Origin of the sequence: Burkholderia sp. WTPI3 (genome assembly GCF_021483755.1) — a bacterium.
In the GTDB taxonomy this organism is placed as follows: domain Bacteria; phylum Pseudomonadota; class Gammaproteobacteria; order Burkholderiales; family Burkholderiaceae; genus Burkholderia.
Genome location: NZ_JAGIXF010000003.1, coordinates 23020 through 40942 on the forward strand (window position 1 = coordinate 23020; position 17923 = coordinate 40942).

The 17923-nt window shown below is 66.0% G+C and carries 15 protein-coding genes and 1 pseudogene; 11 read left to right on the plus strand and 5 right to left on the minus strand.

Annotated features, from left to right (window positions below):
* Positions 1-93: 93 nt before the first annotated feature.
* A complete protein-coding gene (locus tag J7024_RS02470; RefSeq protein ID WP_390679401.1) occupies positions 94-1422 on the minus strand; it encodes an MFS transporter in 1329 nt (442 codons plus the stop codon).
* A 110-nt stretch (positions 1423-1532) separates the two neighbouring features.
* Between J7024_RS02470 and J7024_RS02475 the strand changes: the two genes are divergently transcribed.
* From J7024_RS02475 to J7024_RS02515, 9 genes and pseudogenes are all read left to right on the plus strand, one after another.
* Entirely contained in the window at positions 1533-2429 is an 897-nt protein-coding gene (locus tag J7024_RS02475) for a LysR family transcriptional regulator (RefSeq protein ID WP_124897472.1), read from the plus strand.
* 555 nt (positions 2430-2984) lie between these two features.
* Entirely contained in the window at positions 2985-3464 is a 480-nt protein-coding gene (locus tag J7024_RS02480; RefSeq protein ID WP_234744771.1) for a MarR family winged helix-turn-helix transcriptional regulator, read from the plus strand.
* Positions 3461-5602, plus strand: coding sequence for an FUSC family protein (locus J7024_RS02485; RefSeq protein ID WP_234744772.1), 2142 nt, complete (start codon positions 3461-3463; stop codon positions 5600-5602). The genes J7024_RS02480 and J7024_RS02485 overlap by 4 nt, the downstream gene beginning before the upstream one ends.
* Before the next feature lie 34 nt (positions 5603-5636).
* Positions 5637-5849, plus strand: coding sequence for a DUF1656 domain-containing protein (locus J7024_RS02490; protein ID WP_124897469.1), 213 nt, complete (start codon positions 5637-5639; stop codon positions 5847-5849).
* A 2-nt stretch (positions 5850-5851) separates the two neighbouring features.
* Positions 5852-6814: an efflux RND transporter periplasmic adaptor subunit gene (locus tag J7024_RS02495; protein ID WP_234744773.1), complete on the plus strand. Its 963-nt coding sequence runs from the start codon at positions 5852-5854 to the stop codon at positions 6812-6814.
* A complete protein-coding gene (locus J7024_RS02500) occupies positions 6811-8310 on the plus strand; it encodes an efflux transporter outer membrane subunit (protein ID WP_234744774.1) in 1500 nt (499 codons plus the stop codon). The genes J7024_RS02495 and J7024_RS02500 overlap by 4 nt, the downstream gene beginning before the upstream one ends.
* Positions 8311-8578: 268 nt before the next feature.
* On the plus strand, positions 8579-9004 hold the full coding sequence (locus tag J7024_RS02505; RefSeq protein WP_124897466.1) for a TOBE domain-containing protein: 426 nt from the start codon (positions 8579-8581) through the stop codon (positions 9002-9004).
* 86 nt (positions 9005-9090) lie between these two features.
* The gene (locus tag J7024_RS02510) at positions 9091-9681 is read left to right on the plus strand and encodes a nitrogen fixation protein NifQ (protein ID WP_124897465.1); all 591 of its coding nucleotides are present in this window, start codon (positions 9091-9093) and stop codon (positions 9679-9681) included.
* An 81-nt stretch (positions 9682-9762) separates the two neighbouring features.
* Positions 9763-10145, plus strand: a pseudogene (locus tag J7024_RS02515) (bleomycin resistance protein); the annotation flags it as partial.
* Positions 10146-10254: 109 nt separating this feature from the next.
* Here the strand turns inward: J7024_RS02515 and J7024_RS02520 are convergent.
* On the minus strand, positions 10255-11316 hold the full coding sequence (locus tag J7024_RS02520) for a DMT family transporter (RefSeq protein WP_124897464.1): 1062 nt from the start codon (positions 11314-11316) through the stop codon (positions 10255-10257).
* Positions 11317-11968: 652 nt separating this feature from the next.
* Positions 11969-12631 (minus strand): ProQ/FinO family protein, encoded by a 663-nt coding sequence (locus J7024_RS02525; protein ID WP_175751565.1) that lies wholly within the window; start codon positions 12629-12631, stop codon positions 11969-11971.
* A 673-nt stretch (positions 12632-13304) separates the two neighbouring features.
* Between J7024_RS02525 and J7024_RS02530 the strand changes: the two genes are divergently transcribed.
* A complete protein-coding gene (locus J7024_RS02530) occupies positions 13305-13889 on the plus strand; it encodes a DUF2889 domain-containing protein (RefSeq protein ID WP_124897545.1) in 585 nt (194 codons plus the stop codon).
* A 134-nt stretch (positions 13890-14023) separates the two neighbouring features.
* Here the strand turns inward: J7024_RS02530 and J7024_RS02535 are convergent, their stop codons facing one another.
* A complete protein-coding gene (locus tag J7024_RS02535) occupies positions 14024-14515 on the minus strand; it encodes a flavodoxin family protein (protein ID WP_124897463.1) in 492 nt (163 codons plus the stop codon).
* A 153-nt stretch (positions 14516-14668) separates the two neighbouring features.
* Positions 14669-15304: a TetR/AcrR family transcriptional regulator gene (locus tag J7024_RS02540; protein ID WP_124897462.1), complete on the minus strand. Its 636-nt coding sequence runs from the start codon at positions 15302-15304 to the stop codon at positions 14669-14671.
* Between the two features lie 83 nt (positions 15305-15387).
* Here J7024_RS02540 and J7024_RS02545 point away from each other — a divergent pair, with 83 nt between their 5' ends.
* A complete protein-coding gene (locus J7024_RS02545; protein ID WP_175751558.1) occupies positions 15388-16512 on the plus strand; it encodes an MBL fold metallo-hydrolase in 1125 nt (374 codons plus the stop codon).
* Positions 16513-17923: the final 1411 nt, after the last annotated feature.

Here is a 17923-nt window from a genome sequence, read left to right on the forward strand (position 1 = left end):
GCGCGATTGAGTGATGAAGCGGCGCGACGAAGCGGTGTCGCCAGGCGACGCAGCCACGCAGCGTGAAGAAACGGTGTGAAAGCGCGGCGGCCGCTACAGCGACGCCCCGGCGCGCGAGCGGCGCTCGGCATCGACGTCGCTGCTCGTCGCCGTGTCGACCGGCCGGCGCCCGCGCGTTTCCGGCAGAAACCACACCGCGATCACGACCAGCCCGTACGCGATGCCCGCATCGATGCCGAGCGCCGTGCCGAGCGGCAGCGATTCGCCCATGCGTCCGACCAGCACCGGAAAACCGGCCGATACGATGCGGCCGAAGTTGTAGCAAAAGCCGACGCCTCGCCCGCGCACGTTCCGCGGATACAGCTCGTTGAACAGCGTACCGAGCGTCGCCGGAATGCCGGCCGAGAACAGGCCGAGCGGAAAGCCGAGCAGCAGCATCGCGATGTCGTTCAGCGGCAGGAACACGTACAGGTTCACCGTCACCGCGCAACACGCGGCGAACAGCATCACGTTGCGGCGCCGCCCGATCCGGTCCTGCAGATACGCGCTGGCGAAGCAGCCGCAGATGAACGCGACGATCACGACCGCGAGATACGCGCCCGTGCCGAGCACCGACAGGTGCCGCTCGGTCTTCAGGTAGGTCGGCAACCAGACCGTAATCGCGTGATAGCCGCCGTGCGCGCCGACGCCGATCAGACCGCCGACCACTGTCGCACGCAGGACGGTCCGGTCGAAAATGCCGACCGTCGGCATATCGTCGGCGCTCGCGCTCGCCGGCGCCAGCGCCGGTGCCGCACGCGGCGGCTCCGGAATCGCGCGGCGGATATACAGCACCAGTAGCGCGGGCAGCGCGCCGATCGCGAAGAGCACGCGCCATGCCCACTCCTGCGGCAGCCACGCGAACACGATCATGTACAGCAGCACCGCCGCGCCCCAGCCGAAGCCCCACGCGCTCTGCACGATCCCCATCGCCTTGCCGCGATGGCGCGCGCCTACCGTCTCCGCGAGCAGCACCGCGCCCGCAGTCCATTCGCCGCCGAATCCGAGCCCCTGCAACGCCTTCAGCACCAGCAACTGTTCGAAGTTCTGCGCGAACGCGCTCAGGAACGTGAATGCGGAGAACCAGCAGACGGTGATCTGCAACGCGCGCACGCGGCCGTAGCGGTCGGCGATCGCGCCGGCCAGCAGGCCGCCGAGCGCCCCCGCCACGAGCGTCGCGCCGCCGATCAGGCCGGCCTGCCCCTTGCCGATGCTCCAGGTCGCCAGCAGCGCCGGAATCACGAGGCTGAACATCTGGGTGTCGAGGCCGTCGAGCGCCCAGCCCGCGAAGCAGCCGCGCAACGCGCGCCGTTCGGTCGTCGATAGTTCGCGCGTCCAGTTCAACGAAGGTCTCCTCGTGTCGCAGCCGTTGCGCCGCGTCATTGCGCCGCCGGGGTCGCCGCCGTCATCGGCGACGCGTCTCGATGTGCATCCTATGAATCATTGGGATAATTCGCTACCATGTTTCGAATAATTATTCATAACGTCAGCTTATGGAAATCAGGCACGTCCGCTACTTCCTCGCGATCGCGGATTCCGGCAGCTTCACGCGCGCGGCCAGCGAGCTCGGCATCGCGCAACCGGCCCTCAGCCAGGCGCTGAACCGTATGGAGAAGGAACTGGGGGTCCGGCTGTTCGACCGGTCCCGGCGCGGTGCGACCCTGACGCCCGCCGGGCTCGCGATGGTCGACGATCTGCGCCTGAGCGTCGCGCAGCTCGACGCGGCCGCACACCGGGCCGGCGAGATCGGCGCGCAGCGCGCCGGGCGGCTGACGATCGGCTTCGTCAGCGCCGCGCTGTTCGACACGCTGCCGCGCGCGATCCGTGCGCTGCGTGAAAACGCGCCCGACGTCGAACTCGTGATGCGCGAGATGAGCAATGCCGAGCAGGCGATCGCGCTCGAGCGCGGCGAGATCGACATCGGGCTGCTGCATACGCCGGTCGCAGTCGACGGCCGGATGCGCGAGAAGCTGATCCGGCACGACCCGCTCGTCGCCGTGTTGCCGAAGGATTTTCCGCGCCAGCCCGACGGCACCGTGACGCTAGCCGATCTCGCCGCGGCCGGACTCGTATGGTTTCCTCACGATCAACTGCCGCTGATCCGCGCGGGCATTCTGAGCGCGTTCCGTCAGGCCGGCCATCCGGTGGACATCGTGCTCGACGTGAATCGCACGCTGACCGTGGTCGCATGCGTGGCCGCCGGCTGCGGCGTATCGCTGCTGCCGCGCTCGATCCACGCGTTCGCGTTCGACGGCGTCGCGTACAGCCCCGTGCGCGACGGCGGCGCGCTGCCGAACTTCGAGCTGAGCGCGATCTGGCCCGCACGATCGCGGCCGACGCTCGCGGACCGCTTCGCCGCGCTGCTGCCCTCCGCCGACTTGCATGCATGACGTTCGCTTCCGGGCAACCGCCACGTCGTCGAATCGCTGGCCCCGGCACGGGAAAATCCCGATCCCCACACAGTCCCGTGGCATCGGGGCCGCCCATTGGCGGGATTACCGTGATCCTCGTCGGCGCCCGCCCGGGCGCATGCTGATGGCGAGGATTCCTCATGCGATACATGCCGTCGCGGGCTTCCGTTTCCGCCGCGTCCCGATGCAAGCGCCGGCATGAGCGGGACGGCGCGAGCGGCTTGACGCGGCACATTCGGCATACTCCATGCGCGACCTGCCTGGATTACGTCCGGCTTCCATATCCCGACGTCCGTGCGTTCCAGCGTTCGCCGGACCATCGCCCTGCCGGACAAGGCACGGCGGTCTGCCCCATCCACCGGATTGCCGCGACATCGGGGTCCGCCGCACGGCCACAACCTTACAGCTTGACCATCCCCGGTACCCCGCCTAAATTGCTCGTTGCAGGTCGGCAGCCCGGCGTACCGCATGACATCCGGGTGACAATAAAACGATAGTTTGCTATCGAATAATTTTGCCCCTATCATCTCGCCCATGACCAATCTGCACGACCTCCGCCTCGCCGTCAGCAGCCTGCTCGTGCTCACTGCCCGCAAGTGGCGCCGCACGAGCGACGACGTGCTGACCGCCTACAACGTGTCCGAGGCCTGCGCGACGCCACTGCTGATCGCCGCCCGCCTTGGCGAAAGCGTGCGCCAGGGCACGCTCGCCGAACACGTCGGCATCGAGGGGCCGTCGCTCGTGCGCCTGCTCGACCAGCTGTGCGCAGCCGGTCTCGCGCGCCGCGACGAGGATCCGCACGATCGCCGTGCGAAAACGATCTCGCTCACCGCCGCCGGCCGCGCGGTCACCACCCGGATGGAAGAAGACCTGCGCGTGCTGCGCGCCCAGGTGCTCAAGGGCATTACGCGCGCCGATCTCGAAGCGACGCTGCGCGTGCTCAACGCATTCAACGCGGCCGATGCGCACCATCCGGCGTCGCGCCCGCCCCACACCGCCGAATCCGCGTCATGACCTATCCGAGCCTTCGCGACTGGCTGTTCTCGGGCAAGACGTTCGCCGCGTCGATGCTGGCGCTGTACCTCGGCCTGTATTTCCAGCTGCCGCGCCCGTACTGGGCGATGGCGAGCGTCTATATCGTGTCGAACCCGTTCGTCGGCGCGACGCGCTCGAAGGCGCTGTATCGCGCGCTTGGCACCGCACTCGGCGCGGCCGCCGCGATCCTGTTCGTGCCGCCGTTCGTCGAGACGCCGCTCCTGTTCAGCATCATCGTCGCGACGTGGTGCGGCACGCTGCTCTACCTCGCGATCTCCGACCGCACCGCGCGCAGCTACGTGTTCATGCTCGCCGGCTATACGATGCCGCTCGTCGCCCTGCCGACCGTGACCGATCCGTCGACGATCTTCGACGTCGCCATCGCGCGGACCGAGGAAATCGTGCTCGGCATCGTGTGCGCGAGCGTGGTCGGCAGCGCCGTGTTCCCGAACCGGCTCGCGCCGACGCTGATCGAGCGCACCGACGCGTGGTTCCGGGACGCCGCGTTCTACGGCCGCGAGACGCTGTCTGGGCATCTCGCCGGCAAGGCGCTGTCCGCGTGCCGGCAACGCCTCGCCGCAACCATCACCGGCCTCGAGTTCCTGCTGAGCCAGCTCAGCTACGACCACGCACACCCGCGCGTGCTGGCCCGCGCGCAGGCGCTCGCAGGCCGGATGCAGCTGTTCCTGCCGCTGATGTCGTCGCTCGCCGATCCGCTGATCGCGCTGATGCGCGACCTGCACGTGCGCCCCGCCGCGCTCGACGCGCTGCTCGCCGACGCCGCGAAGTGGTTCGACGCGCCGCTGCCGGCCGGCACCGCCGGCACCGACGGCGAGATGGCCAACGATCCGGTCGCGGACAACCTGCGCGCGCGCATCGCGTCGCTGCAGCCGCCCGACACAGCACTGACGAGTTGGGACGGCGCGCTGCTGTCGAACGCGCTGTGGCGGCTGCACCAGGTCGTCGACATCTGGCAGGACTGCCGCTCGCTGCGCGCGCTGATCGCGAACGAGTCGGGCGTCTGGCAGCCGCGCTACCGGCACTGGCGGCTCGGCGGCACCGAGCGCTTCTTCGATCGCGGGATGATGCTGTTCTCGACGCTGACCGTGGTCGGCGCGATCGTGTTCGCCTGCTGGCTGTGGATCCAGTCCGGCTGGCACGACGGCGCGGGCGCCGTCACGCTCGTGGCCGTCGCCTGCAGTTTCTTCGCCGCGCTCGACGAGCCTGCGCCGCTGGTGTTCAAGTTCTTCCTCGCGACCGCCGCGAGCGTCGTGTTCGCCGGCCTGTACCTGTTCGCCGTGCTGCCGCACGTGCACGACTTCCCGATGCTCGTGCTGATGTTCGCGGGGCCGTTCATCCTGATCGGCACGCTGCTGCCACGCCCGCAGTTCAACATGGTGACGATGCTCGTCGCGGTGAACACGGCCACCTTCATCAGCATCCAGAGTGCGTACGAAGCCGATTTCTTCGTGTTCCTGAACAGCAACCTCGCGGGCGTCGCCGGGCTGTTGTTCGCCTACGTCTGGACGCGCGCGACGCGCCCGTTCGGCGCGGAACTCGCAGTGCGGCGCCTGCTGCGCTCGGGCTGGGAAGACGTCGCGCGTTCCGCGTCGACGCAGCCGCTCGACGACCAGCGCAACCACGCGTCGCGGATGCTCGATCGCGTCACGCAACTGCTGCCGCGCCTGGGCGCCTCCGACGATCACCGCCACCCGTCGATCGAGAGCTTCCGCGACCTGCGCATCGCGCTGAACGCACTCGACCTGCGCCGCACGCGCCGCAAGCTGTCGGGCGACGTGCCCGATGCAATCGACCGCGTGCTGGCCGGCGTGACCGATCACTACACGCGCTGTGCGGCCGCGAACGCGCGCCAGCCCGCACCGCCGGCGCTGCTCGCGTCGATCGACGACGCGCTGCAGCGCGTGGCCGGCCGCAACCTGCCGGGCGCCGCAACGCCGGACGACGGCTCGACGCCGCCTCCGGCCGCACCGACCTCGCCGGCAACGCATCGCTGGCTGCGCGACACGTTGCACGCGCTCGTCGGCCTGCGCCTGTCGCTGTATCCAGCCGCGTCTGCGCAACCTCCGCACGCATCGCCGGACGGAGCACGCGCATGATCCCGCTTTCCAACCTGTCTTTCCGACCGCGACCATGATCGGCGAAATCGACATCTTCGGCGTATTCGTGCCGGCTCCGCTCGTGCTGATGCTGATCGCCTATCTGATCAGCATCGTCGTGCGCGCAGTGTTCGAACGCGTCGGCTTTTACCGCCTCGTCTGGCACCGTTCGATCTTCGACCTCGGCATCTACGTCTTCGTGTTTGCTGCGGTCGTGATCGTGTCTCACCATCTCGTGGCTACCTAATCGTGAAAAAAACCTGGCTCTCGGCAGGGCAGATCCTGCTCACCCTGATCGTCGTCGTCGTGGCTGCCCTCGTGCTGTGGCGAATCATCAACTACTACATGTTCTCGCCGTGGACGCGCGACGGGCATGTGCGCGCCGACATGATCCAGGTCGCGCCCGACGTGTCCGGGCTCATCACCGCCGTGCAGGTCGTGGACAACCAGGAAGTCCGGCGCGGCCAGGTGCTGTTCGTGATCGACCAGGCGCGCTACACGCTCGCGGAGCGGCTCGCCGAGGCGACGCTCGCGCAACGCACCGCGACGCTCGCGCAGGCCAAACGCGAATATGCGCGCAACCTGCAGCTCGGCAACCTCGTGGCAAGCGAGCAGGTCGAGGAAAGCCGCACGCGTGTCGAGCAGGGCGAAGCCGCCGTCGCCGATGCGCAGGTATCGCTCGACACCGCGAAGCTGAACCTGCAGCGCACGACGATCGTGAGCCCCGTCGACGGCTACCTGAACGACCGCGCGCCGCGCGTCGGCGAATACGTGCCGGCCGGCCGCGCGGTGCTGTCGGTCGTCGACCGCAATTCGTTCCGCGTCGATGGCTACTTCGAGGAAACCAAGCTGCGCGGCATCCATATCGGCCAGCCCGTCGACATCGTCGTGATGGGCGAACCGCGTCCGCTGCGCGGCCACGTGCAGAGCATCGTCGCCGCGATCGAGGATCGCGACCGCACACAGGGCGCGAACCTGCTGCCGAACGTAAACCCCGCATTCAGCTGGGTGCGGCTCGCGCAGCGCGTGCCGGTGCGCGTCGCGCTCGACGAAGTGCCCGACGACTTCCGGATGATTGCCGGCCGCACCGCGACCGTCGCGATACGCACCGATACGCGCCGCGACGACAACGCGAAGCCGGCCGCCGGCGCTTCGACCGCTGTAGCGGCGTCGTCGCCCGCGCCCGCAAGCGCAGCGGGGGCCTCGCAATGAAGCGACACGGCCTGCGCCTCGCGGCGGCGCTCGCGCCGCTCACGCTCGCACTCGGCGCGTGCAAATCCGTCGGCCCCGACTACACGCTGCCGCAGCAGGCGTACGTGAACGCGCCGCTCGCGAACCATGCGCTCGACGACGCGAACGGCACGCTCGTGTCGCGCGACGCGGTGCCCGGCAACTGGTGGCAGCTGTACGACGATCCCATCCTCGACGATCTCGTGCGCAGCGCATTGAAATCGAACACCGACCTGCGCGTCGCCGCGGCCAACCTCGCGCGCTCGCGTGCGGCGCTGGAAGTCGCGAACCAGCAGGGCGGCTTCTCCGGTAGCGCGGAAGCAGCCGTGCAGCGCGCGCAGGAATCGGCCGAGCAATATCTGCTCGAGAACAAGCTGCCGGTCGTGAACGAAGGCACGGTCGGCATCAGCGTGTCGTACGAACTCGACCTGTTCGGCAAGCTGCGGCGCGGCGTCGAGGCCGCGCGCGCGGACAGCGACGCCGTCAAGGCGGCTGCCGACCTGGCGCGCATCACGGTCGTCGCCGATGTCGTGCGCGCCTACGTCGAATCGTGCTCCGCCGGAGACGAGCTCGCGATCGCGAAGCAGTCGCTCGCGCTCCAGCAGCAGCGCGTGACGCTGTCGCGGCGGCTGCGCGACGCCGGGCGCGGCAACCAGACCGACGTGACGCGCGGCGTGACGCAGGTGCGCACGCTGTCGGCCGACATCCCGCGCTTCGAGGGCCGCCGCAAGGTCGCGCAATACCAGCTCGCCGCGCTGCTCGCACGTTCGCCCGCCGATCTGCCGAAGGCGGTCGGCGAATGCGAGCGGTTGCCGAAGCTGCGCCAGCCGATTCCGATCGGCGACGGCGCCGCACTGCTGCGCCGCCGCCCCGATGTCCGCGAAGCGGAGCGTCAGCTCGCCGCCGCGACCGCGCGCATCGGCGTCGCGACCGCCGCGCTATACCCGTCGATCAGCATCGGCGCGTCGGCCGGTTCGGTCGGTATCGCCGGCGATCTCTTCTCGTCGACCACCAACCGCTGGTCGTTCGGCCCCCTGATCAGCTGGTCGTTCCCGGTCAACGGCCAGCGTGCCCGCGTGCAGGAAGCCGAAGCCGCGACGGGCGGTGCGCTCGCGCACTTCGACGGCGTCGTGCTGAACGCACTGCGCGAAACGCAGTCGAGCCTCGCGACTTACGCGGCCGACGTGCAGCGTACCGACGCACTGCGCACGGCTTACGAATCGGCGCGCAGTTCCGCCGACGAAACGCACCGGCTCTATACGGCTGGCCGCGAATCGTTCATTTCCGATCTCGATGCGACGCGCACGCTGACCAGCGTGCACGCGCAGGTCGCCGCGGCCGAAGGGCAGGTCGCCGCGGACCAGGTACGGCTGTTCCTCGCGCTCGGCGGCGGGTGGGAAGGCGAGGCGGCGACCTCTGTCGCGCCGCAGACGCCGGCGGCCGATGCGCCGGTCGCCGCAGCCGCCAGCGCCAAGTGATCGTCCCGCACGGCGCCTGACCGCGTCTGCCCTCCACGCGAGCCGGCAGCCCGATCGCCGGCCGTGCACGCAGGGCACTGACTACCCGTCTCGCAGTACAGCACGGCATGCGGGCGCTGGCCACCGTCCCGCACGACCGTTCGCGATCTCGCATGTCCGGTATGTCGATGCCGACGTCGCGCTTCGCAGCCGTTGCCGGTACACTCGTCCGCAGTTTCCGTCATTCGCTCGCCGCCCGCCGGGCGGCCCGTTTCCCCGGAGAGTCATCATGCGAACCAGCGCCCGCAATCAATTCGCCGGCCGGATCGGCGCCGTCAAGCCCGGTGCCGTCAACGACGAAATCACGCTGCGCACCCAGGAGGGCCTCGACATCGTCGCCGTGATCACACACGGCAGCGCCGCATCGCTGGGTCTCGCCGCCGGCACGAAGGCGTTCGCGCTCGTAAAGGCGTCGTCGGTCATCGTGATGGTCGACGTCGACAGCAGCAAGGTATCGGCCCGCAACTGCGTCGCGGGCACCGTGTCGTCGGTCGCGAAAGGCGCGATCAATTCGGAAGTCGTGATCAAGGCCGCAGGCGGCGCGGAAATCGTCGCGATCGTCACCAACGACAGCGTCGATCGTCTCGGGCTCGCGAGCGGCAAGGCCGCGTCCGCGATCTTCAAGGCGTCGAGCGTGATCGTCGGCGTCGAGTAAGCGTCCGACCCGGTTGCAATGACGCTGCGTCTTTCGTCGCGTCTTCACGGGAGCTACCGTGCTCGTCGAACGTGCGGGCGCGCACGATGACGTCCGCACTCGATCACGCGCGTGAACGCGCATTGCGGTCGCTGCTCGCCGGGGCGGCCGACGCCGACTCCCCGGACGCGCATCTGTTTGGCGCACTCGTTTCGGCACGCGCGTGCCGCAGCGAGCTCGCGCTGCTCGGCCTGTCTCCCGCTCAGTTGAGCGGCCTGCTTGCCCGCCAGTTTCCGCACCTGCCTCCAGCCGATGCGTCGACACTCGTGTCGATCGACACCATCGCGCCGCTGCCGCCCTCGCGTGCGCAATTCGTCGCGACGCTGCACACGCTGCTGATGCACGACGCGCATCCTGCCGTCGCGCACGACGATGCCGACTGCGTCGCAGCGATCATCGCGCATGCGTGCCTGCGCCCCGACCACCTGTGGCGCGATCTCGGCCTGGACGGACGCGGCGCGGTATCCGCGATGCTCGACCGCTATTTTCCCGCGCTCGCCGCACGCAACGTCGCGAATCTGCGCTGGAAGAAATTCCTCGCACAGGAGGTGGCCGTATCGCTTGGCCTGCCGCCGGGGCCGGCCCCCGGATGTCCGGGCTGCGAGGATTTCGGGTTCTGTTTTCCTCGCGAAAAATAGTCACGCGGGCGGCCTGCGCGGCTTGTCCGTACGTATCGTTCGTACCGATCATGCGTACGCGCGTCCGCTTCTTTCCCGTCGATGCATCCGATCGCAGCGCCCCCCGGAGAAACCGTCCCGGTCGACCTCGCAAGCCCGAACCTGCCGTCGCACAATGTCGAAACGACGCCGCTGTTCTACGCGAAGCCAGGTTTCGCCGAAACCTGGCGCGACGCCGGCTGGATGATCCTGAGGCGTGACGGGCTGCTGCCGGAGTTCTTCCCGCACCCGGTCTCGATCCTTCCACGAGCGGATTCAGTTGCTGCTTGCGGCTCGCCGACGTCGGCGCGTTTTTCGACGACGTGCTCGCCGCCAGCATTCCGGCGCAAGCAACCAGCTGGCCGCGCACGCATCGGCCGAAACGCGAAGCACGGCGTAGTACCGCCGGCGCGCCGATCGACCCGGACAGTTCGCTGATTTGGCTGAAGCCGCGCCGATCACCAGCGCGGCATACAAGGTTCGATGCCCCCATAAACGGTTACCTTGGCGTGCATGCCGCGCGCGGCCGGCCACCGTTCCCCGTTTGCAGCACGATCAGTGTCGATGGCGGTGATGAATGTCCGGGAAATGCGCGTGACTGTGGGTGATCGGCAGATGCACATGCGGATGCGTGTGCGGTTCGTCGCCGTCGTGCGGAAAATCGTGCGCGTGTTGATGATGTTCGTCGTGCCGATGCCGATGTGTGTGCTCGAGCCGTTCGTGCGCATGCACGTGTTCGTGCCGTTCGCGCACATGCAGCCAGATGCCGAGCGCCATCAACGCGGTCGCGATCCAGAACGTGGCCGACGGCAGCGCCGGCCAGATCAGCAGAGACAGCACGACGCCGAACAGCGGCGCGACGGAAAAATACGCGCCGGTTCGCGCGCTGCCCAGATGACGCAGCGCGACGACGAACAACACGAGGCTGATCCCGTAGCCGCCGAGACCGGTCAGCATCGCGGCAGCCGTGGCCGGGACAGCGGGCAGCGCCGCGCCAGTCGCGAGCGCGATACCGATGTTCACGGGCCCGGCGATCAGGCCTTTCGCGCACGCGATGATCATCGCGTCGTTCGCGGCAACCTTGCGGGTCAGGTTGTTGTCGACCGCCCAGCACAGGCATGCGCCGGCGATCAAGAGTGCGCCGACCGGCACGTTCGCACGCCCCGGCACCCACGACAGCAGCGTGCCGCCCGCGACGATCGCCACCATGCCGAGAAACACCTGAAAGTCCACGTTCTCGCGAAACACGACCCACGCGATGACAGCCGTCAGTACGCCTTCGAGATTGAGCAACAGCGCACTCGTCGCGGCCGGCGTACTCGACAGCCCGAGCATCAACAGCGCCGGGCCCGCCACGCCGCCGGCCGCGATCGCGCCTGCCAGCCACGGCAGATCGGTCCGTTGCAGCGGCGCGGCGTCCTCGGCCGGCATGCGGCGACAGTGCAGTCCGCGCAGCAGGATTCCGATGCCCAGGCCGATCCCGCTGCCGAGATAAAGCAGGCCGGCGACCATGAACGGCGACATCGCGCCGATCAATGCCTTGGCGAGCGGCGTCGCAGCGCCGAACAGCGCGGCGGCGGTGAGCGCGACGAGAATCGCCGAGTGTCTCGGATTCATGATGCGGGCGTTGTGTCCGTGTCGGGAATCGGCGGGCTTCGCGTGACGCCGTGGTGCGCCCGGCTTGCCGAATGCTTTCGATTTCGCGGAACGCGGGGTGAGCCATGCAGGCTTTCACGTTCCTGTCGTGCCGGGCACTCCCGGCAATGTGCATCGGCACGCGAGATTATCGCGGTTGCTTCGCGGCTCGCCAACTGACTGGTGAACGACGGCAACAACGTGCTGGTTCATCTCGTCTCGTCGGTTTTGCGACGACGGTAGCGTTTCGTGCGCGACATGCATGGACAAGCGCGAATCCGGCAACTCCTTCTCGATTGATCAAAGGAATCTACGGCCCGTTATTTTAGGAAACCGAATCATTCGGGTGAAGCGTCCGTGAATTCGTCATTCATGGCGCCCACAATCGCTATCAGGTCTCAATGTCCACGCGATATGGGCAACACACGCGCAAGCAACCTCCATTGACGAGCTTTCGTCGTGCAGTCGTTTGGAGATTCAGTGGCGGAGGCGTGATGACACGCGAACGGGCAGTGCTACCCGCAGAGACAGCGGCGACCTGCCCGGATAAGGGCAGGTCGATCCGTCATGTGATTCGCTGCATGGCAGGGCATGCAGGTCGCCGCCGCGCAGTCGCACGGCGACGCATCGCGCGTTACTCGCTCGCGGTGGTTTGCTGCTCGGCCTGCGGTGCTGCGTCGGCCGGTACTTCGATGTTGGCCGGTTGCGGCGCGGCGGCGTCGGCCTGTACTTCGGCCTGCGGCTGCTGCGGTGCACCCTTCGCCGGTTGCCCGGCACCCTTGCCCGGACGGCGCGACTTCAGACGGCGCGCACGCGCTGCGTCGTCGCGCGTCACGCGCCCTGCTTCGGTGCCCTGCAGATCGACGCGCACCGCGTCTTCGACGAGGCACGACCAGTAGCGGTTGCCGCGGCACCACGTGGACATCGCATCACGCAGTTCGGCTTCGCTCAGGCCGACGGCCTGCGCCTCGCGGGCGAGGTCTTCCCAGATGCCGACCTTCAGCGGCACTTTCGGGGCCGGATTCTTCGGGAATGCGCGCGGGAACCGGCGCTGCAGTTTGCCGATCGCGACGATGACCGGATCGACCGGCGTCGACGGTTTCGCCGAAGAGGGCTTCGCGCCGGATGCCGCTTTGGCACCGGTACCGGCACCCGATTTGGCCCTACGAGCCGGCCGGTCGCCGGACTTCGGCTTCGCGCCGATGTCCGTCTGCGTAGCCGGACGCTTCGCGTTGCGCTCCTGCTTGGCCTTTGCTGCGAGCTGCGCCCGCAATTCGGCAAGTTGTTCAAAACCCATAAATTCAATCCACCAGGAATATAAGGTGTGGTTCGTGCGGCCATTCCGCACATCGGCGTTTCGCCGCATTGCCTGCAGCCCGTCTGCCGCCGACGCGGAACATACACTGCAGCCGCATCGCACCCACCGCTGTTTCAGGCACCCGGCCACGATGCCGGAGAAGGCAGGAGTGGAAGTATACCGGTACGCGCGGCAGTCGGTTGACTCACCGGTTCGCATTCGACGGATTCCGGCAGCGGACAAGGTGTCCACACGGTCGTGGTGCGCATTATGGCGGCGTTTTCATGCGCGATCGACACACGCGTTACGGTTTTCAGTGCGCCCGGGCTTCGATATTCGGGCCGCGCCACGCATGCGTTATTCCACACTACGGAATGCGAGCGTCGGTACAGGGAGCGAAGACGTTCGCGGCTACGGATCTGCGCTATCCGGAAAGACCGGATTTCAGGGTGCGATGAATGCAACGCACCGGTTTGCACACCGATCGCTACCGGCATCTTATTAGTTGCGTCCGCATCGATCCGCGATCGTACAACCGCGCAGGAAAATGCGTAGTATGGCCGGATCGACGTCGGCCGCGGCCTGTCACGGAGGATTTCACACTGGCGCCGCCAGCAGACGACTTCGCTATCGAATGCAAAGAGGCCCCGATCGCATGAAACGGAGCGAATACATGGATTCCCGACACGACATTCCCCACGACGGCATTACCCGCGAAGAAATTCACCATCGGCAGATCGACATGCGTGGCTATCGGCGCAGCGACGGCCTGTTCGAAGTAACGGCCTGTCTCGCCGACCGCAAGACGCGCGACTTCACGCCACCGGGCGGCACGCGCACCGTCGTGGCGCTGGCCCCGATTCACGATCTCGGCGTCACGCTGGTTTTCGACGTCGACATGATCGTGCGCGCGGTATCCACGTTCATCAGGTCGCATCCGTACGCGCAATGCCCGGGTGGCGGCGACTCGCTGCAGGCGCTCGTCGGATTGCGTATCGGCGCCGGCTGGAACAGCGAGATCCGCAAGCGTCTGCCGTCTTGCGACACCTGCACGCATCTGAAGGAAATTCTCGGTCCGGTCGCCACGACGGCCTATCAAACGATGGTCGGTGTACGGACGTCCCCACTCAATGACCGCAACAGCGAAGGAAAACCGCCGAAGATCGACAGTTGCTATGCGTATGGCGCGTCGCGCGACCTCGTGAAAAACCTGTGGCCTGAATATCATCAGCCGTCGGTGTCGGTCAAAGGGGACTGACGCGTCGGTCGTGCGCACTGCAGTACGGTACGGGATGGGTGTCGCTGCGGGATTTACGCGTCGGCGATGTCGGAAGGGTCGGCGCTCGCAGACGACAGCATTCACGACACTTCGGCAGGTTCGATCGCTGTCGATCAGAATACGCCGAGCGCCAGCCCTGCGGCGAGACCCGCGCCAATTTCGGCGCAGCGCGCGAGATCCTCGCTGCCGATCGTCTTGGGGGAGAGGATGCGCTCGGGCGTTTGCGCATGGGTGCAGACGATCAGGCCCGGCGCCACATTCCTGAGCCGCCATCCGGTTGCGATCCGGTCGATCTGGCGCAGTGCGTTCTGTCCGTCGCTGCCCGCGCAAATCATCGCCGCATACGGGCGGCCATTCACACGATCGAGCGCGGCGTAGTAGCAGCGATCGAAGAAATCCTTCATCAAACCGGACATCGCAGCCAGATTTTCCGGTGTCGCGAACAGGTAAGCGTCGGCGGCCAGCACATCGCCCGCGCTCGTCGCATCCGCACGCTGCAACTTCACTTCCACGCCGGATTGCTCGCGCGCGGCGCTCGCTGCCGCTTCGGCCATCTGTTGCGTACCGCCAGTCATCGTGTGGTAGACGATCAACAGCGTCTTCATGTGGGTTCACTCGCGTTCAGCTGCATATACGCCGGTCTGGATCGGGACAGGTTACGTCGACATGCCCGGCCCGGTCCGCATTCGTCAGTTGCTGTTCACCGCTTCTTCGATGCTGCGGGTGAAGCACGCATTGAGTCGGCGACGCACGGTCAGTCACGCAGCGTCGGCGCCCTGGCGCGCGTAGTACGCAAGAAACATGTCGGCCGCGGATTCGGCAAGCTTCTGCTGCTCCTGCATGCCAAGTGGCGGCTGGCCCATCGTCACTTGCGGCCAGAACGCGAAAGCTTTCACGATGCCTTGCAGTTGATGAGCCGCAAATGCGGGATCCGTGGCCGACAGACGGCCGGCCGCCGCTGCCGCGCGAATCCAGACCGTCAGGTCTTCTTCACGTTCGCCGAGGCGTTCGACCATGTCGCGCGCGCGCTCCGGAGAATGAATGGCCGCGCCGATCGCGACGCGCGCGAGCGCAAGAAACGCTTCGTCGTTCAGCAAGCGCAATTTGCGACCCAGCAGGGCGAGCAGTTGCTCGCGCAGCGGGACGTCCGGACAGTAGGCGGGTGGGCTGGCCGTCCGGGTCACATCCCATAGCTGATGGAGAATCGCGGCGAACAGGGTTTCCTTGCTCGGGAAGTGGTTGTAGACGGTGCGTTTCGACACGTCCGCGCGCGCGGCGATGCGATCCATGCTGGTTGCGTCGTAACCCGCGGCGAGGAATTCCTCGATCGCAGCGTCGATGATCGCCGCGCGCTTTCGATCGGTCAGGCGCGGAGGAGAAGTACTCGTATCCATACGGAAATTTTACACCGCTGAGTTTACTTTTCCCAGGGATAAACTACACTACCCGGTGTACTTTTCTTTCCGGACGAATCGACATGGCTTCGCCTCTCGTTTTCCTTCATCGTGCTCTGGGTTTCGCTGCCGCCAGACGCGGCCGCGCGTTATCCAACGGGTCGCCCCAACACACCGGCGAGCGCTTCAGCAACGTCGCACCGCGGCCAACCGAAGGTTTCCGCAAGACGCTCGGGATCGCATGGAACATGCTGGTCAACAAACCGCGCAACACCACGCCGACCGGCGCTCTGCCTATTGATTCACTGACTCGGGAACAACTCGACGCAGCTCCCGACCGGAGCCTGTACCGGCTTGGGCACTCAACTCTGCTGCTGAAGCTGCGTGGCGAGTTCTGGTTGACCGACCCAGTGTTTGCCGAGCGCGCATCGCCATTCCGGCACCTCGGCCCCAAGCGCTTTCATGCTCCTCCGATTGCACTCGAGGATCTTCCTCCATTGCGCGGCGTGATCCTGTCGCACGATCACTACGATCACCTCGACCGTGACACGGTGCTTGCGCTCGCGGCTACCACCGACGTGTTCATCACGACGCTGGGTGTCGGCGATCGCCTGATCGACTGGGGTATCGACGCGAAAAAGGTACGCCAGCTCGACTGGTGGCAAGACATCGACGTCGGCGGGTTGACGCTGACCGCGACACCGGCGCAGCACTTCTCCGGGCGTAGCCTGTTCGACGGCAACAGCACGCTGTGGGCGTCGTGGGTCATCGTCGACGATGATTTGCGTGTGTTCTTCAGCGGCGACACCGGGTACTTCGATGGCTTCCGGGCCATTGGCGAACGACTGGGGCCGTTCGATGTGACGCTGATCGAAACCGGCGCGTACGACGCGCAATGGCCGTACGTACACATGCAGCCGGAAGAGACCGTGCAGGCACACATCGATCTACGCGGCCGCACGCTGATGCCGATTCACAACGGCACGTTCGATCTCGCGATGCACCGGTGGCAGGAACCGTTCGAGCGGGTCACCGCATTGGCCATGGTGCGAGGCGTCGGGCTGTCGACACCAAGGATCGGCGAGCGGCTCGATTTGAACGAGCCGCATCGCGGCGAGCAATGGTGGAGGACGGTTGATGAACTTGCCGAGAGGCCAGCGACGAGATCGCGTCGCTGGCAGCTGTGCACAACGCAGGTGACAAAGTAGGGTCGCCGGCGCCGCGCTTTGCGTTCTTGAGAAGCGCGGCGGAGACGTGCACTCCGTCACGGAATGACGCAAAGTAGCGGGCGCGTCGTCAACGCAATAGGCCCGACGGAAAAGCGCTTCAGCCACCCACCGGAATTTCAGCCTACCGGGCGAATATCGTCGTGCGAATCGGGCGGTCAATGCGGCCCCCCGCACCACGCTCGCCTACAGCCGCCGCCGACCAAGCGCTTCAAAACCATCGGTCCGATCTCCCTCCCCTTCGAAAATCGGCGCGGTCATAGAAAATCTGTTGCGGCCGCATCTCGTCGATCCAACATCAAATCAAGGCACTTCGATCGCACCAAAGTCAGTAATTTCAAAATCCTACTTCGGTGAAGAACGGCGTTGTCACGTGACAACTCCATATGAACGAGTCTTTATTGCCTCGTCGTGGATTCACTCCAGGCATGTCACAGGCACCCAACCAAACAGACAGTTTCGTGAGCGGCCACACAAATACGTATCAAATACTACAAAACACATTTCAAACAACACATTTCCATCTAAATCACCTTCGCCAGTAGTCAATTTCTCGCACCAACTTCATACGCCCCCCATTTACACCGCAAACCTGGCTCGTCTTTCGTGAAACAACATGAAGAAAGTGCCACAACTCGTTGCCTGACAAGGGTTTACGGAGATACCCCATTTTTCGGAAATGTTTCACGAACGTGCACTGCGGCGTTGCCGCTCGCTCTGGTCGTACCCAGATTGAATGCAGTACGGGTACCCGGAGCCGTCTCACGACGAACCTTCGCGATCATCGTACCGCTCAATAACGTCAGTGCGACGAACACCCCCCTCCCCTGCCCGGGACAATAGTGAAGCAATCAGGTGCATAGCGGATATAAATGGGGCCATATCAATGACCGGGGAATCTACAACACCACCCTTCAAGGCTTCTAGCGGCCGCGCTCGCTAACACTGATCGATGGGCCTTGATGACCAATTCCAATCGTCAGGATCCGGAGCCCCGCCGCTCTCGCAACGCGCCAGCCATCGCGGCTTATGAGTCGGCTCTGCCGTTCTGGCGTATATTATTCGGCCAATTCAGCTAGTGGCGTTGTCACGTGACAACTCGGATCCCCATCTCTCACGACAGCTCAACTCAAATTTCAGGTGATCACGTCGATCGATTAGCGGGCCGGAGACCAATTACCAGTTCCACGGCCGCCATAACGAATGTGTCTAAATTGGCTGCTACCCACCTTGCGAATAGTCTCCCGTGCCGGTTGTCACGTGACAATCTCTCATGGCCGCATTCTTAGCATCTGGTCTGCGGCCAATATCCCGAATGAGGAACGAATTCGAGAGCTTAAAATCACAACCCTGATCGGGATGCCGCCAGCTCACGCGCATCAATGCCCCGAGA

What these genes read in the sequence shown, in the direction of transcription:
- J7024_RS02470 (WP_390679401.1), bottom strand. Translation starts at nt 1,422, where the DNA reads ATGACGCGGCGCAACGGCTGCGACACGAGGAGACCTTCGTTGAACTGG.
- J7024_RS02475 (WP_124897472.1), top strand. Translation starts at nt 1,533, where the DNA reads ATGGAAATCAGGCACGTCCGCTACTTCCTCGCGATCGCGGATTCCGGC.
- J7024_RS02480 (WP_234744771.1), top strand. Translation starts at nt 2,985, where the DNA reads ATGACCAATCTGCACGACCTCCGCCTCGCCGTCAGCAGCCTGCTCGTG.
- J7024_RS02485 (WP_234744772.1), top strand. Translation starts at nt 3,461, where the DNA reads ATGACCTATCCGAGCCTTCGCGACTGGCTGTTCTCGGGCAAGACGTTC.
- J7024_RS02490 (WP_124897469.1), top strand. Translation starts at nt 5,637, where the DNA reads ATGATCGGCGAAATCGACATCTTCGGCGTATTCGTGCCGGCTCCGCTC.
- J7024_RS02500 (WP_234744774.1), top strand. Translation starts at nt 6,811, where the DNA reads ATGAAGCGACACGGCCTGCGCCTCGCGGCGGCGCTCGCGCCGCTCACG.
- J7024_RS02505 (WP_124897466.1), top strand. Translation starts at nt 8,579, where the DNA reads ATGCGAACCAGCGCCCGCAATCAATTCGCCGGCCGGATCGGCGCCGTC.
- J7024_RS02510 (WP_124897465.1), top strand. Translation starts at nt 9,091, where the DNA reads ATGACGTCCGCACTCGATCACGCGCGTGAACGCGCATTGCGGTCGCTG.
- J7024_RS02520 (WP_124897464.1), bottom strand. Translation starts at nt 11,316, where the DNA reads ATGAATCCGAGACACTCGGCGATTCTCGTCGCGCTCACCGCCGCCGCG.
- J7024_RS02525 (WP_175751565.1), bottom strand. Translation starts at nt 12,631, where the DNA reads ATGGGTTTTGAACAACTTGCCGAATTGCGGGCGCAGCTCGCAGCAAAG.
- J7024_RS02530 (WP_124897545.1), top strand. Translation starts at nt 13,305, where the DNA reads ATGGATTCCCGACACGACATTCCCCACGACGGCATTACCCGCGAAGAA.
- J7024_RS02535 (WP_124897463.1), bottom strand. Translation starts at nt 14,515, where the DNA reads ATGAAGACGCTGTTGATCGTCTACCACACGATGACTGGCGGTACGCAA.
- J7024_RS02540 (WP_124897462.1), bottom strand. Translation starts at nt 15,304, where the DNA reads ATGGATACGAGTACTTCTCCTCCGCGCCTGACCGATCGAAAGCGCGCG.
- J7024_RS02545 (WP_175751558.1), top strand. Translation starts at nt 15,388, where the DNA reads ATGGCTTCGCCTCTCGTTTTCCTTCATCGTGCTCTGGGTTTCGCTGCC.